Genomic DNA, 14,344 nt, shown 5'->3' on the forward strand with positions numbered 1-14,344 from the left:
AATGGTGTCCTGTGAGATTAGGTTCGCACAGGATGCCATTCGGAGGGTGTGACATGGAAGTGATCGAGGCGCGGTTCGAGGTCCTGGACGACCGGTTCCGGGCGTGCCGGGGCGACGACCGCATCGAGCGGCTCGCCACGGGCTGCCGCTGGGCCGAGGGCCCGGTCTACTTCCCCGCGGGCCGGTACCTGCTCTGGAGCGACATCCCCAACGACCGGATGCTCCGCTGGGACGAGACGACCGGCGCGGTCGGCACGTTCCGGCAGCCCGCCGGTCACGCCAACGGCCACACCGTCGACCGCGAGGGCCGGCTGGTCTCCTGCGAGCAGGGGAACCGCCGGGTCACCAGGACCGAGCACGACGGCTCCGTCACGGTCATCGCCGACCGGTGGCGGGGGCGGAGGCTGAACAGCCCCAACGACGTGGTGGTGCGGTCGGACGGCTCGGTCTGGTTCACCGATCCGTCCTACGGCATCGACAGCGACTACGAGGGGCACCGGGCGGAGAGCGAGATCGGCGCCTGCCACGTCTACCGGGTGGACCCGGTCACAGGGGAGGCCGCGATCGTGGCCGGCGACTTCGTCCGCCCCAACGGCCTGGCGTTCTCCCCCGACGAGTCGGTGCTCTACGTCGTCGACACCAGGGCCGGTCACCTGCGGGCGTTCGAGGTGGGCGAGGACGGCGCGCTCACGGGCGGCGCGGTGCTCGCCACCTGCTCCTCCGGGGTCTTCGACGGCCTCCGCGTGGACACCGGCGGGCGGATCTGGGCCGCGGCCGGGGACGGTGTGCACTGCTTCGACCCGGACGGCACGCTGATCGGGAAGATCCGCTTCCCCGAGGCGGTGTCCAACCTGTGCTTCGGCGGCGCCAAGCGCAACCTGCTGTTCGTCACCGCCACCACCTCGCTCTACTCGATCATGCTGACCGTCAACGGCGCCACCCGGCCCGCGGCCCCGGGTCGCCGCGACCAGGCCGGCGCCGTCCCGGTGCCGTGACCGGGGCGGCACGATCCGGGAGGGCGGCGTGACCGGGGTGGCGACGCCGGTGCCCGCCCGCGTCACTCCCACCGGAACAGCCGTGCCGCCACCGCGCCCGTGACCAGTACGGTCACCGCCATCACCGCCAGGTGCAGCGGCTGCGGCGCGTGACCCGCCCAGGTGTCGCGGATCGCCTGGCCGAACGGAGCCATCGGCAGGAAGTCGCCGATCCGCCGGAGCAGGTCCGGCATCAGCTCGCGGGGGATCCACATGCCCGCCATGAACAGGAGCGGGAACATCAGCAGCGAGCCGATCCCGGGCGCGACCTTCGCGTTGGGCGCGACCGCGGCGATCAGCAGGCCGAGGCCGAACACCGAGGCGGTGCCGAGCACGAACACGACCGCGAACGCCGGGAGGTTCCCGGGCACGGCCACGCCGAGGAACAGGTGACCCAGCGTGATCAGCAGGGCGGTGGCGACGACCGCCACCGCGAGGTTGTTCACCACCTGGGCGACCAGCAGCCGGACCGGGCTGACCGGGGTGGTGGACATGCGGCGCAGCACGCCCCTCTCCCGGTAGGCGACCAGCGTGCCCGGCAGCACCGACAGCGCCATCGTGGCCACCGACAGGATCACCATCATGCCGGGGAGCTGGGTGTCGATGACCCGCTGGCCGCCCATCGCCGGGTCCGGCTCGCCGAAGCCGGGGATGCTGCCCAGCCCCAGCAGGAGCGCCAGCGGGAGCAGGATGGCGAAGATCGGCCCGGCCGGATCGCGGAGGAAGAGCTTGGCCTCGGTGATGATCATCTTGTTCATGCGGAGATCTTCTTTCCGGTCAGTGCGAGGAAGGCGTCGTCGAGGCCGGCCTGATCGACCCGCAGGTCGGCGGGCGTGACACCGGCGGCGGACAGGGCGGAGACGACCGCTGGGAGGAGGTCGCCGGTGCCGGAGACCTCGATCCGGCCTCCCTCGTGCCGAACCCCGGTCACCTCCGGAAGGGCGCGGAGCGCCGCGTCGTCGAACGGGCGGGAGGGCCGGAACCGTACGCGCTGCGGGCTGCCGATCCGCGACACCAGCCCCTCCGGGCTGTCGAGGGCCACCACCTTGCCCGCGTCGATCAGCGCGAGCCGGTCGCAGAGCCGTTCGGCCTCCTCCATGAAGTGGGTGACCAGCACGATCGTCACCCCGTCGGCGCGGACCTGCTCGATGAGCTCCCAGGTGTCGCGGCGGGCCTGCGGGTCCAGACCCGTGGTCAGCTCGTCGAGGATCGCCACGCGGGGCCGGCCGACCAGCGCCAGGGCGATGGACAGCCGCTGCTGCTGGCCGCCGGAGAGCTTGCCGTAGTGGGCGTCCCGCCTGGCGGTGAGCCCGACCCGCTCCAGCAGCTCGTCGGTGTCGGCGGGCGCCGGGTAGAAGGAGGCGTACAGGTCGAGTGCCTCCCACACCTTGATCTTGTCCGGGAGCGCGGAGCTCTGCAGCTGCACGCCCAGGTTCCTCCTGACCTCGGCGCGGTCCAGGCCGCCGAGCACCCGTACGGTGCCGGAGTCGGGGGCGCGCAGGCCCGCCACGCACTCGACGGTGGTGGTCTTGCCCGCGCCGTTGGGGCCGAGGACGCCGAAGATCTCGCCCTCCTCGACGGTGAACGAGACGCCGTCCACCACGTTCCTGCCGCGGTATCCCTTGCGGAGATCGCTGACTTCGATGACCTTCATGACGACGACGTTAGGAATCCGGCGGATCGGGCGGAATCCGGCTGGGCACCCGGTGGGGTGTACCCAGCCACACCCCGCGGAGTGCGGCCGGCTTCATTGGGCGGGCGGCGCCGATCGTCCACACTGTCAGACATGAGACGACACGCGGTGACGTTCGGCCGGGCCCTGGCCCTGGGAGGCATGGCCCTGACGGACGTCCTCCTGCTCGCGGCGGCCCTGGTGACCGCCGTTCTCGCCTCTCTGGGCCTGGTCTTCTTCTTCATGCCCATGGTCGGTCTGGTCAGGCGCCGAGCCATGCTCGCCAGACGTCTGACCGGCACGTGGCTGGGCGTCGTGACGGAACCGCCCTACCTGCCGCCCCCGCCCCCTCCCCGGCCCCAGCCCGACGGCTGGTACCGCTACGAGCGCCAGCTCTACAAGACGCCGCGGTGGCCCGCGTGGCACGAGCGCTGGAAGTGGATGTTCACCGACCCGGCCACCTGGCGGGACCTGGCCTGGCTCTCCCTGAACCCGATCGTCGGCGGAAGCCTGCTGTCGCTGCCTCTCGCCGCGGTCTGGTGCGGTCTGGACCTGCTGGGGCGCTGGACACCCCTGACGGTGCCGTCGGGAGTCGTCGTCGCCGTGGCCGGGGTGGCCGCGGTGCCCTGGCTGCTGCGCCTCTACGGCTGGTGGACCCGCCTGTGCCTCGCGCCCACCGCCAGGTCCGTCCTGGCCGGGCGGGTCCGGCGGCTCGACCAGCTCAGGACGGAGACGGCCGACTCCCAGGCGGCCGAGCTGCGGCGGATCGAGCGCGACCTGCACGACGGCGCACAGGCGCGGCTGGTGGCCATGGGCATGACGCTGGGCGCGGTCGAGGAGCTGATGGACTCGGACCCCGAGGCGGCCAAGGCCCTGCTCGCCAAGACGCGCGAGGCGTCGTCGGTGGCGCTCACCGAGCTGCGCGCCCTGGTCAGGGGCATCCACCCGCCGGTCCTGGCCGAACGCGGCCTCGGCGACGCCGTACGCGCCATGGCGCTGGACAGCCCGCTGAAGGTCACGGTCACCGCGAACCTGAGCAGGCGGTCCCCGGCGCCCGTCGAGTCGGCGATCTACTTCTCGATCAGCGAACTGCTCACCAACGCGGCCCGGCACGGAGGCGCGGACCGCGTGTGGATCGACATCGGCGTCCGGGACGGGTCGCTGCGGGTGACCGTCACCGACGACGGCTCGGGAGGCGCCGACCCCGCCCGGGGCAGCGGCCTGCGCGGGATCGAGCGGCGGCTGGCGGCCTTCGACGGGGTGCTCGCGCTGAACAGCCCGCCCGGCGGCCCGACCACGGCCACCATCGACCTTCCGATCGAGGGGAGCGGGGACGCGCCCGAGGGCGGGCCGGCGCCGAAGGGCTGGCGGCTCGCCGTGCTGGTCCTGGGCTGGGGGCTGGGCTGGCTCCCCCTGTTCCCGCAGGGCCTGGTCGCGATGGGCATGAAGATCTTCGGATCCGACGCGAAGAGCTGGTTCCTGGCCCTCCACCTGCCCGAGCCGTGGCAGTGGCCGATGATCGTCTTCAACATCCTCCTCGGCCTGACCATGTACGGCGCGGCCATGGTGATCACCTCCGCGCACTCCCACCGGCGGCTGATCGAACGGGCCGGCCCGGCCCTAGGGTTGGACGGGTGAGCCTGCGAATCGTCATCGCCGAGGACCTCCACCTGCTGAGGGAGGGCCTTGTCCATCTGCTCCAGGCCCACGGGTTCGAGGTCGTCGCGGCCGTCGAGAGCGGCCCCGAGCTGCTGCGGGCGCTGGTCGCCGAGCGCCCCGACGTCGCCGTGGTGGACGTACGGCTGCCGCCCACGTTCACCGACGAGGGCCTCCAGGCCGCGCTGGCCGCCCGCAGGGAGGTCTCCGGCCTGCCGGTGCTCGTGCTGTCCCAGCACGTCGAGCAGTTGTACGCGCGCGAGCTGCTCGCCGATGGCTCCGGCGGGATCGGCTACCTCCTCAAGGACCGGGTGTTCAACGCCGGGCAGTTCGTCGACGCGGTCCGCCGGGTCGCCGGCGGGGGCACCGCGATGGACCCCGAGGTGATCGCCAAGCTTCTGGCCAGCAACGCCCGGCACGAGCCGCTGGGCGCGCTGACCCCGCGGGAGCGGGAGGTGCTTTCCCTGATGGCCGAGGGGCGCTCCAACGCCGCCATCTCCCAGCGCCTGTACCTCAGCGAGAGCGCGGTCGGCAAGCACACGGCGAGCATCTTCGGCAAGCTCGGCCTCGCCCCGTCGGACGACGACAACCGCAGGGTCCTCGCCGTCCTGGCCTATCTCGACGCGGCCCGGGACCTGTGAAACTTTCGGCCCGTCCCCGGGCGCGGGGCCGGGCCGTCCGGCGGAACGCCGCAGCTCACGGGGCGGTGCGGGGCGGCGCCGGCCCGCCGTACGGCGCCGGCCCGGCCGGAGGGGTGGCGCGCCGGCGACCGATGGCGGTTTGATCGGCCTTTGAAAACGCTTTCCGACACCGTGGTCGTCGAAGCGCTTCCATCCGATCAGCCGCAGGGGTGAAGAATGCACAGACAGCACGGACCATCCCTCCGTCACGCGCTCGCCGCCTGTTCGGTGGCCGGGGTCGCGCTCGCCGCCGGCCTGCAACCGGTCACGGCGCACGCCGCGGCGGGCTGCCGCGTCGACTACGCCGTCACCTCCCAGTGGGGCGGAGGCTTCACGGGCGACGTGAAGGTGACCAACCTCGGCGACCCGGTCAACGGCTGGACGCTGACCTGGAGCTTCTCCGCCGGACAGCAGGTGACGCAGGCGTGGAACGCGACCGTCACCCAGAGCGGCTCCCAGGTGACGGCCAAGGACGCCGGATACAACGCGGCGCTGGCCACCGGCGCCGCCGCGACGTTCGGGTTCAACGGCTCCCTGACCGGTTCGGCCAATCCCGTCCCGGCGGCGTTCGCGCTCAACGGCGTCGCCTGCACCGGCTCCACCGGTCCCACGGCCACCCCCACCGCGACGCCGACCGTGACGCCCACGGCGACGCCGACGGCCACTCCCACGGTGACCCCGACGGCGACCCCCACGACGCCGCCCGCGGGAGCGCGGCAGGTGGAGGACCTCGACCGTGGACTGATCAGCGCCCGGTCGGGCACCGGCAACTTCGTCGCGTGGCGGCTGCTCGGCACCGACCCGGCGAACGTGGCCTTCAACCTCTACCGGGGCGGGACGAAGGTCAACACCACCCCCATCACCGGCTCGACGAACCACTTCGACGCCGGCGCCGCGGCCGACGCGTCGTACACCGTGCGCCCGGTCGTCGACGGCGTCGAGCAGGCGGCCTCCGGAGCGTCCCTCCGCTTCACCGGCGGCGACTACCTCGACGTGCCGATCCAGCCGCCCTCCGGCGGCACCACCCAGGACGGCGTCGCCTACACCTACGCGGCCAACGACGCCAGCGTGGGAGACCTCGACGGCGACGGCCGCTACGAGTTCGTCCTCAAGTGGGACCCGACCAACTCCAAGGACAACTCCCAGTCCGGTTACACCGGAAACGTCTACGTCGACGCCTACCGCCTCGACGGCAGCCGGATGTGGCGGATCGACCTCGGGCGCAACATCCGCGCCGGCGCGCACTACACGCAGTTCCAGGTCTACGACTACGACGGGGACGGCCGCGCCGAGGTCGCGATGAAGACCGCCGACGGCACGGTCGACGGCGCCGGCCGGACGATCGGCAACGCCTCGGCCGACCACCGCAACTCCAGCGGCTACGTCCTGTCCGGCCCCGAGTACCTCACCATGTTCGACGGGCGGAGCGGCGCGGCCCTGTCCACCGTGAACTACGACCCGCCGCGCGGCACGGTCTCGTCGTGGGGGGACTCCTACGGCAACCGCGTCGACCGCTTCCTGGCCGCCACCGCCTACCTGGACGGCTCGCGGCCGTCTCTGATCATGTCGCGCGGCTACTACACCCGCGCCGTCATCGCGGCCTGGGACTTCCGCAACGGCTCGCTGGTCGAGCGGTGGAAGTTCGACAGCGACAGCGCCGGAAGCCAGTACCGCGGCCAGGGCAACCACAACCTCTCGGTCGCCGACGTCGACTCCGACGGCAGGGACGAGATCGTGTTCGGCGCGATGGCGATCGACGACAACGGCCGGGCGCTGTGGAACAACGGCTACGGGCACGGCGACGCGCTGCACGTCGGCGACCTCGACCCCTCCCGGGCCGGGCTGGAGGTCTTCAAGATCTCCGAGGACACGAGCAAGCCCGCCGCGTGGTTCGCCGACGCCGCCACCGGCAGGGCCCTGTGGAGCAACGCCTCCTGCGGCTGCGACAACGGCCGCGGCGTGTCGGCCGACGTGTGGGCGGGCAGCCCCGGCGCCGAGTCCTGGTCGGCGGCCGTGGACGGCGTCTACGACACCAGGGGCCGGAACGTCGGCCGCAAGCCCTCCTCGATGAACTTCCTCGCCTGGTGGGACGCCGACCCGGTCCGTGAACTGCTGGACGGCACGCGCATCGACAAGTACGGCACGAGCGGCGAGAGCCGCCTGCTGACCGCGAGCGGCGTGCACTCCAACAACGGCACCAAGTCCACCCCGTCGCTGTCGGGCGACCTGTTCGGCGACTGGCGGGAGGAGGTCGTCTGGCCGACCACCGACAACAGGGCGCTCCGGATCCACACCACCACCGCGGTCACCGACCGGCGGATCCACACGCTCATGCACGACACCCAGTACCGGGTGGCGATCGCCTGGCAGAACACCGCCTACAACCAGCCGCCGCATCCGAGCTTCTTCATCGGGGACGGCATGGCCACCCCGCCGCGGCCCAACGTGTACGTGCGGTAGACGGACGCCGGACCGGAGGACGCGTCCGGTGAGAGCACCCGGCCCGGTGCTCTCACCGGACATCCGTTCCCGCAAAGGGCATCCGTTCCCCCGAAGACATCCGGCTCCGCCCAGGAGCCGCCCGGCTTCCGGGAAGCACCGGATCGCATGGGCTTCGCGGGAGTTCTGTCGGTCACACCGGCTACCTTCTGATGGATACGGCCCGCGATTCCGCCATGCCGTTCAGGACGAAGGGGTGATCAGGTGAAGTTCCGGGTTAACCGTGATGTCCTGGCCGACGCCGTGGCCTGGTCGGCCAGGGCGCTGCCGAGCCGCCCGACGGTTCCGGTGCTGTCCGGCCTTCTCCTGGAGGCCGGGGACGACCTCGTGCTCTCCGCCTTCGACTACGAGGTCTCCGCCCGGGTGTCGGCCGAGGCCGACGTGGCCGAGCCCGGCCGGGCGCTCGTCCCCGGCAGGGTCCTCGCGGAGATCACCCGCAGTCTGCCCGCCCAGCCGGTGGAGATCGTCACCAGCGGATCCGAGGCGATTCTGACCTGCGGTGACACCGAGTTCGGCCTGCCCACCATGCCGGTGGAGGACTTCCCGGCCCTGCCCCCGACACCGGCGAGGATCGGCGCGATCGGCGGCGGCGTCTTCGCGAGCGCGGTCGGCCAGGTGGCCCCCGCCGCCAGCCGTGACGAGGCGCTCCCCATGCTGACCGGCGTCCGGATCGACATCACCGGCGAGACCGTGACCATGGCGACCACCGACCGCTACCGCATCGCGGCCCGTGAGTTCGACTGGCGACCGGAGCGGCCCGACGTGGCCGCGGCCGCCGTGGTGCCCGCCCGGGCACTCGTCGAGGTGGCGAAGTCGTTGCGCGGGGGCGAGGTGTCGATCGGGCTGGGCGACGGCGTCGCCGGGTTCGAGAGCGTCGACCGCAGCACCACGGTCCGCCTGCTGGACGAGCAGTTCATCGACTACCGGTCCCGGCTGACCGAGGACTGGCCGATCCGGGCCGACGTGCGGGTCGCCCCGTTCGTCGAGGCGATCAGGCGGGTCGGGCTGGTCGCCGAGCGCAACACCGCGATCCGCCTGTCGTTCGACCACGGCCGGGTGTTCCTCCAGGCGGGCGGCGGCGAGATCGGTCGCGGCGCCGAGTCCATGGAGGCCGAGCTGTCCGGTGACCCCATCCAGATCGCCTTCCAGTCGCATTTCCTGCTCGACGGCCTGAACGGGGTCGAGACCGAGTTCGCCCGGATCAGCATGCAGTCCTCCAGCCGCCCGGCGCTCATCACCGAGGTCCCGGGCGACGCCGATCCCGCCTTCCGCTACCTCACGATGTCCCTGCGCGCGGTGTGACACCGCCCGGGGACTTCCCGGCGACGGACCACACACGGATGCGCCCCGCCTCCTCGATGTTCCCCGAAGGGAGAGGAGACGGGGCGCATCCGGTGCGCCGACCGGGCCCGCGGATCAGTTGGACAGTTCCTGGGCCTCGGTCAGGGAGATCAGGATGTGCTCCATGCACGCGTGGCCGGCGCGTTCCGCGGCGGCCACGTCACCGTCCGCGATGGCGCGGGCGATGGCCTCGTGCGGGATGTAGGTGCTGTTGATGGAGGTGCCCGCGGCGGTGATGCTGGCCCGCAGGGCGGCCGAGAAGTCCTCGTAGAGGTCGCTCAGCACCCGGTTGTGGGTCGCCTCGACGACGGCGATGTGGAAGGCGAGGTCGGCCTCGACGAACGCCTCGGGACCGCCGGACTCCCATGCCCGCTCGCGCTCGGCCAGTGCGCTCTGGATGCGGGCGATGTCGGCGTCGGTGCGCCGGGTCGCCGCCAGGCGGGCGGCCTCGACCTCCAGGGCACGCCGTACCTCCAGGATCTCCAGCTGCTCGGCGGCACGCAGCCTCCGCTGCATGGCTCCCGAAAGCTCACTCGTCGCGCGGACGTAGGTGCCGTCACCCTGACGGCACTCCAGCAACCCGGCGTGGGTGAGAGCTCGTACGGCCTCGCGTACGGTGTTGCGTCCGACCCCGAGCTGTTCGGCGAGCACGGTCTCGGTAGGGATTTTCGCGTGCATCTGCCAGGAGTTCGATGTGATCTGCTCCTTGAGCTGATCGATCACCTGGTCGACGAGGGACGCACGCTGCGCCGTACGCAGACTCACAGTCCGCCTCCTCCGGGGAAACCAATCATCCTATGAGTCAATGACTGGTAGACCCTAATTATTCCGGAGGCGTGAATACAAATCCAGGTTCGGCGGAGCGCCGATCTCTACCGGGCCAGAGCGGAGTCGACCGTCACCCCCACCATCGCGCTGCGCACTCCGGCGGCTTCCAGAGCCTTACGATACGCGTTAGAGCGTTCCTCGTCCGCGCCGACTCGTCCGTACAGGTCGCCCAGCTCACGCCATGCCCGTGCCGCCTCCCTGTCGGGTGCGGAACCCGCCGGGCGCGGCTCGTCGAGCAGCTGGCCGGCCCGGTGCAGGATGACCGGCACGTCGCGGTCGCCGTGGGCGAGCGCGATCTCCGCGAGAAGGAGCTGCGCGGTCGCCGCGACGGGACAGGCCTGTCCGTCCAGCATGGCGAGAACGGACGCGGCCAGCCGGGCGGCGTCCTCGGGGGCGTCGCCGGTGAACCGTACCCGGGCGAGGGCGACGAGGCTCCGGGCGTGCTCGTGGACGGCTCCGGGGAACGCGGCGAAGACGCGACCGGCGGAGGTCACCAGCTCCCGGGCCTGCTCCAGCGACTCCTCACCGGTGGACGCGGCCAGCCGCGCCCAGCTCGTCGCGACGCCGGCGAGCCGGAACGCCATCCGGGCCGGACGGCCGGTCGCGATGGCGTCGTCGGCCAGGTGCACGGCCAGGGCGGAGTCCTCGCCCTCGGCCGCGACGAGGCTCGCCCGCCACAGCGCGTGGATCTCGGCGGTGCGGTTGGCCACGACGGGCACGCCGTTGTCCGTCAGCACCCTGCGGATGTAGTCCATGCCCGGCGAGCGCGGCTGCCGGGGGTTCTCGGTCTCCATGAGGGACGCGGCGAGATCGACGGCGACCTCGCCCTGCGTCAGCGCGAGCCTCTCCACCTGGACGAGCGCCTGGGCGGCCAGGTCACGGGCGCGCAGGATGTCTCCGGCGCGCTGGTAGCAGCGGCTCAGCGCCACGGTGAGGGGCAGGTCCGCCAGACGCTCGGGATGGGCCGCCGCCTCACGGCGCAGCCACTCGAACGCCTCCACGGCCGGCCCGAGCCTTCCCCGGGCCTCCAGGGCCCGCGCGCGGCCGAACCGCGCGTGCGCGCCCAGCAGGACGTTCTCCTCGCCGGCCACCTTGACGATCTCGCCGAACCGCTCGGCGGCCACGGACGGGTCGCCGTGGAGCAGTTCCAGCTCGGCGTGGCGCAGCCCGAGTTCGGTGTCGATGCGCTGACGCGGTTCGATGCCGTGCAGCAGGAACTCGGTGGTGCAGCCCAGGCGTTCGGCGAGGAGGCGCGCGACCACCGGGGTCGGCGTGCGCTTGCCGGACTCGATGAGAGAGACGTAACTGTCGGAGAGGTCAGGCCCGGCCAGCTGGGCCTGAGACATGCGCCTACTGAGCCGCAGTCCGCGGACGCGGTCACCGATGGTTCCCTGACTCGGCATCTGATCTCTCAGGGCGGGGGATGGTCAATGTTCCCGCCATGATTGCACGAAGCAGTCGAATAAGGTAACCCCGCGTGAAAAATATCGGGTGGACTCTTCTCTAACGTGCCTCCGCAAAGGACGAAGAGGCACTAATCATCGTCGTTGCCTCCGGGGAAGAGCATCTGGCACACCTCGAGGTAGAGCGTCTCGGGGTAGGGGATGTAGTTGACCCTCGACAGGGCCTGGTCCTGGCCGGCCGACTCCAGGACGAACTCGCCGTACCCCATCATGCGGCCGAGCAGCGACCGCTGGAAGCTCATGTCGGTGACCTTGCCCAGCGGCATCATGTCGACCTTGCGGGTGATCAGGCCCGTGGTGAGCAGCATCCGTTTGGACGTGACGACGAAGTAGTCGACCGACCACTCCGCCACCTTCCAGACGAAGCGGATCAGCAGCAGGAGCCAGGCCCACCACACGACGACGAGGGCGGCGCCGCCGCCCTGGTCGCCGAACCACTTGCTCAGCAGTCCGGCGAGGATCAGGCCGCCGAAGACCTCGGCGACGGGGCGGAGCAGCACGGCCGGGTGACGCCGCACCATGATGACCTGGTGTTCGTGGGGGAGCAGGTAGCGGTTGACCGACGAGGGAGCTGAGTCCCCGTGGGTCACGAGCCTCATGAGAGATGGGAGACGAACTGGGCCAGAGAGTCGGCCGCGTTGTACACAGTGTCCATTGCGCTCCTCACCGTGCTGGCGGCGTCACCTGGTCGGGTGAACAGGAAGAACGCCACAAAAGCAATACCGCCGTACGTAAGAACCTTCTTGACCTGCACTTCGGCCTCCTGCTACCGCTGACCCACTGCACCCGCCGTATACATTACCCACGCCATTCGCCGGGTAAAGCGCTTCGGTCCATTACGTCTGGCCACGTTCCACGGACCTGGCGAACCGGACAGAATGGCTTTTCTCGGTCACCCGCGCTCGCTCGCGACGAGCGCGAGGACCTCGAGATGTTTGCGGGCGATCCGCTCCACCATTCCAGGATGGACGTGGCCGGTCACCTCCAGCGCGCCGTAGTGCGCCGCCTCCACGCAGCGGGTCACCGTGGCGGCCGGATGGATCCCGGAGAACTCGGCCCGCAGCGTGGCGCTGACGCCCTCGTACGGGTCGGGCTCCGCGCCCGGCGTGATTCGCTCGCTCATGGTTCTCCCTGGTGTGCGCCCGCGGCCCTCGCGGACCGGAGTGCGCAAGAGCCGCTTTCGCTACTCTGAGTACCCAGAGAGTAACATTACGGAGTCGAAAGCTGCAGAACGTCCCTTCTATCGGAAGGGAAGTTTTCTCAGACGACCCCGTAAAGACGGTCACCGGCGTCGCCGAGGCCCGGGACGATGTAGCCGTTCTCGTTCAGCCGCTCGTCCACCGCCGCGGTGACCAGGCGGATCGGCCGGCCGCTGCCCGCGAACGCCCGGTCCATGTGGGCGATGCCCTCCGGGGCCGCCAGCAGGCACAGCGCGGTCACGTCGTCCGCGCCGCGCTCGAAGAGGAACTCGATGGCCGCGGCCAGGGTGCCGCCGGTGGCGAGCATGGGATCGACCACGTAGACCTGGCGGCCGGACAGGTCGTCCGGCAGGCGGGTGGCGTAGGTCTCGGCCTTCAGCGTCGACTCGTTGCGGATCATCCCGAGGAAGCCCACCTCGGCCGTCGGCAGCAGCCTCGTCATGCCGTCCAGCATGCCCAGGCCCGCCCGCAGGATCGGCACCACCAGCGGGTACGGCTGAGCCAGCCGTACCCCCTCGGCCGGCGCGACCGGGGTCCGCACGGTCACGTCGGTCACGCGGACGTGCCGGGTGGCCTCGTAGGCGAGGAGGGTCACGAGCTCGTCGGCGAGGCGACGGAATGTGGGTGAATCCGTCTCCGCGTTCCGCAGCACGGTCAGTTTGTGTGCCACCAGCGGGTGGTCGACGACCAGGGTCTCCATGGAGGCCAACGGTATCCGGTATGCCGAGGTGAGGGATAACGGCAGGGTCCGTACGTGATGTGACCCACTTTCACTTTGAGTTTGATCACGATTTGGTAGGAGAGACGTACGCTCGCAGGCTGGTTCTGAAAGCATTGACTTCCGGAGAGAACGCATCGGTGGGGATGGCCATGTCAGATCAAGAGGCGCTCGACTTCGCCATCGTCGTCTACCGCGAGGACGACGTCTGGGAGGCGGAGGTCCTCCCCACCGCCCTCACCTCCGACCTGGACGGCCTGATCTACGCCCTGCGCCAGCAGCCGAGCATGAGCGGCACGATTGGTCTGGTCGCCGTTGGGGATGAGTTCTTCGTGGCGCTAAGGGTGTTCGGCGAGCGGGTGGACGTCTTCCTGTCCGACATCGCCGCCTCCTGGGACTTCCCCCTCGCCGAGCAGGTGCTGGAGTACCTCGACGTTCCGGTGCCGGACGAGGAGGAGCTCGACGCGATCCTCCAGGACGAGGACACCGCCCTTCCCGCCGGGGACCTCTCGATCTTCGCGGATCTGGGCCTCGACGAGATGGAGCTCGGCATCCTCTCCGGCGACGTCGACCTGCTTCCCGAGGACGTGCTGTCCAGCATCGCCGCGCGGCTGGGTTTCTCCGAGCCGTTCGAACGCGCCATCGACTCGATGTTCGGCTGACCTTGGGAGATCGGCCATGTCCTCCAGCCCATCAGCAAGCAGCGTGTTCTCGGCGGCCTTCGTCCGCACCCCCGGCGGGTGGAAGGGCGCGGAGGTCGATCTAGGCTCCGCCGAGACGGCGGACGACCTCGGCGACGCCGTCGCCGAGCATCTGGGACTCGACGGCGACGAACTGGTCCTGCTGTGCGTGGAGGTGGAGGACGAATGGTTCGGGATCGTCCGCTACGACGGTGACGGGGAGCCCCGCACCTTCCTCTCCGACGAGCAGGCCGGTGTCTCGGCGAGGCTCGGGGAGCTCTTCAGCGAGCTGGCCGGGGTCGCGCCGGCCAAGGAGACGGCCGAGATCGGGGTACGGCCCGCCGGCGACTTCGAGCTGCTGGACGACCTCGGCGTCACCTCCGAGGAGCTGATCGAGCTCAGCGTGGAGGAGGGCGTCCTCCCCGCGGACACGCTCTCCGTCATCGCCGAGCGGCTCTCGTTCGCCGACGAGCTCGACAGGCTGCGATGACCGTGACGGCCGTACGGCCGCCGTCGTCGTGACGGGTGGCGGGCGGGGTCCCGGGGCGGGCGGGCCGGGAGACGGAGCCGCGGG

At 71.0% G+C, this 14,344-nt stretch carries 15 protein-coding genes; 7 read left to right on the forward strand and 8 right to left on the reverse strand.

Features of this window, described 5'->3' with window-relative positions; translation table 11 throughout:
- The first annotated feature begins 53 nt into the window (after positions 1-53).
- Positions 54-995: an SMP-30/gluconolactonase/LRE family protein gene (locus ACZ6W9_RS03860; RefSeq protein WP_470116680.1), complete on the forward strand. Its 942-nt coding sequence runs from the start codon at positions 54-56 to the stop codon at positions 993-995.
- Positions 996-1,057: 62 nt separating this feature from the next.
- Here the strand turns inward: ACZ6W9_RS03860 and ACZ6W9_RS03865 are convergent, their stop codons facing one another.
- Both ACZ6W9_RS03865 and ACZ6W9_RS03870 read right to left on the reverse strand, forming a co-directional pair.
- Positions 1,058-1,792, reverse strand: a complete 735-nt coding sequence (locus ACZ6W9_RS03865) for an ABC transporter permease (RefSeq protein WP_389961474.1) — start codon at positions 1,790-1,792, stop codon at positions 1,058-1,060.
- Entirely contained in the window at positions 1,789-2,688 is a 900-nt protein-coding gene (locus ACZ6W9_RS03870) for an ABC transporter ATP-binding protein (RefSeq protein ID WP_389961472.1), read from the reverse strand. The genes ACZ6W9_RS03865 and ACZ6W9_RS03870 overlap by 4 nt, the downstream gene beginning before the upstream one ends.
- A 132-nt stretch (positions 2,689-2,820) precedes the next feature.
- On the opposite strand from ACZ6W9_RS03870, the gene ACZ6W9_RS03875 reads away from it, so the two are divergent.
- The 4 genes from ACZ6W9_RS03875 (at position 2,821) to dnaN (ending at position 8,843) form a co-directional block, all read left to right on the forward strand.
- Positions 2,821-4,344 (forward strand): sensor histidine kinase, encoded by a 1,524-nt coding sequence (locus ACZ6W9_RS03875; RefSeq protein ID WP_470116681.1) that lies wholly within the window; start codon positions 2,821-2,823, stop codon positions 4,342-4,344.
- A gap of 2 nt (positions 4,345-4,346) precedes the next feature.
- On the forward strand, positions 4,347-5,003 hold the full coding sequence (locus ACZ6W9_RS03880; protein ID WP_389961846.1) for a response regulator transcription factor: 657 nt from the start codon (positions 4,347-4,349) through the stop codon (positions 5,001-5,003).
- A 216-nt stretch (positions 5,004-5,219) separates the two neighbouring features.
- Positions 5,220-7,502, forward strand: a complete 2,283-nt coding sequence (locus ACZ6W9_RS03885) for a rhamnogalacturonan lyase family protein (protein WP_389961468.1) — start codon at positions 5,220-5,222, stop codon at positions 7,500-7,502.
- Between the two features lie 243 nt (positions 7,503-7,745).
- Positions 7,746-8,843, forward strand: a complete 1,098-nt coding sequence (gene dnaN / locus ACZ6W9_RS03890) for a DNA polymerase III subunit beta (RefSeq protein ID WP_362932555.1) — start codon at positions 7,746-7,748, stop codon at positions 8,841-8,843.
- A 114-nt stretch (positions 8,844-8,957) separates the two neighbouring features.
- Here dnaN and ACZ6W9_RS03895 read toward each other — a convergent pair whose 3' ends face one another.
- The 6 genes from ACZ6W9_RS03895 to upp form a co-directional block, all read right to left on the reverse strand.
- Positions 8,958-9,647, reverse strand: coding sequence for a FadR/GntR family transcriptional regulator (locus ACZ6W9_RS03895; protein WP_362932557.1), 690 nt, complete (start codon positions 9,645-9,647; stop codon positions 8,958-8,960).
- Between the two features lie 107 nt (positions 9,648-9,754).
- Entirely contained in the window at positions 9,755-11,113 is a 1,359-nt protein-coding gene (locus ACZ6W9_RS03900; protein ID WP_362932559.1) for a helix-turn-helix transcriptional regulator, read from the reverse strand.
- 131 nt (positions 11,114-11,244) lie between these two features.
- Positions 11,245-11,772 carry a PH domain-containing protein gene (locus ACZ6W9_RS03905; RefSeq protein ID WP_389961463.1) on the reverse strand — a complete coding sequence of 176 codons (528 nt, stop codon included), beginning with the start codon at positions 11,770-11,772 and terminating at the stop codon, positions 11,245-11,247.
- Positions 11,769-11,927: a hypothetical protein gene (locus ACZ6W9_RS03910; RefSeq protein ID WP_179821737.1), complete on the reverse strand. Its 159-nt coding sequence runs from the start codon at positions 11,925-11,927 to the stop codon at positions 11,769-11,771. Before ACZ6W9_RS03910 ends, ACZ6W9_RS03905 begins: the two co-directional genes overlap by 4 nt.
- Positions 11,928-12,065: 138 nt before the next feature.
- Entirely contained in the window at positions 12,066-12,296 is a 231-nt protein-coding gene (locus ACZ6W9_RS03915) for a hypothetical protein (RefSeq protein WP_362932563.1), read from the reverse strand.
- A gap of 137 nt (positions 12,297-12,433) precedes the next feature.
- The gene (gene upp / locus ACZ6W9_RS03920) at positions 12,434-13,072 is read right to left on the reverse strand and encodes a uracil phosphoribosyltransferase (RefSeq protein WP_362932565.1); all 639 of its coding nucleotides are present in this window, start codon (positions 13,070-13,072) and stop codon (positions 12,434-12,436) included.
- Between the two features lie 170 nt (positions 13,073-13,242).
- Between upp and ACZ6W9_RS03925 the strand changes: the two genes are divergently transcribed.
- Both ACZ6W9_RS03925 and ACZ6W9_RS03930 read left to right on the forward strand, forming a co-directional pair.
- Entirely contained in the window at positions 13,243-13,752 is a 510-nt protein-coding gene (locus ACZ6W9_RS03925) for a tRNA adenosine deaminase-associated protein (RefSeq protein ID WP_179821743.1), read from the forward strand.
- A 16-nt stretch (positions 13,753-13,768) separates the two neighbouring features.
- On the forward strand, positions 13,769-14,260 hold the full coding sequence (locus ACZ6W9_RS03930) for a tRNA adenosine deaminase-associated protein (protein WP_389961460.1): 492 nt from the start codon (positions 13,769-13,771) through the stop codon (positions 14,258-14,260).
- Positions 14,261-14,344 lie beyond the last annotated feature (84 nt).

The organism is Streptosporangium sp. NPDC053982, assembly GCF_055585205.1.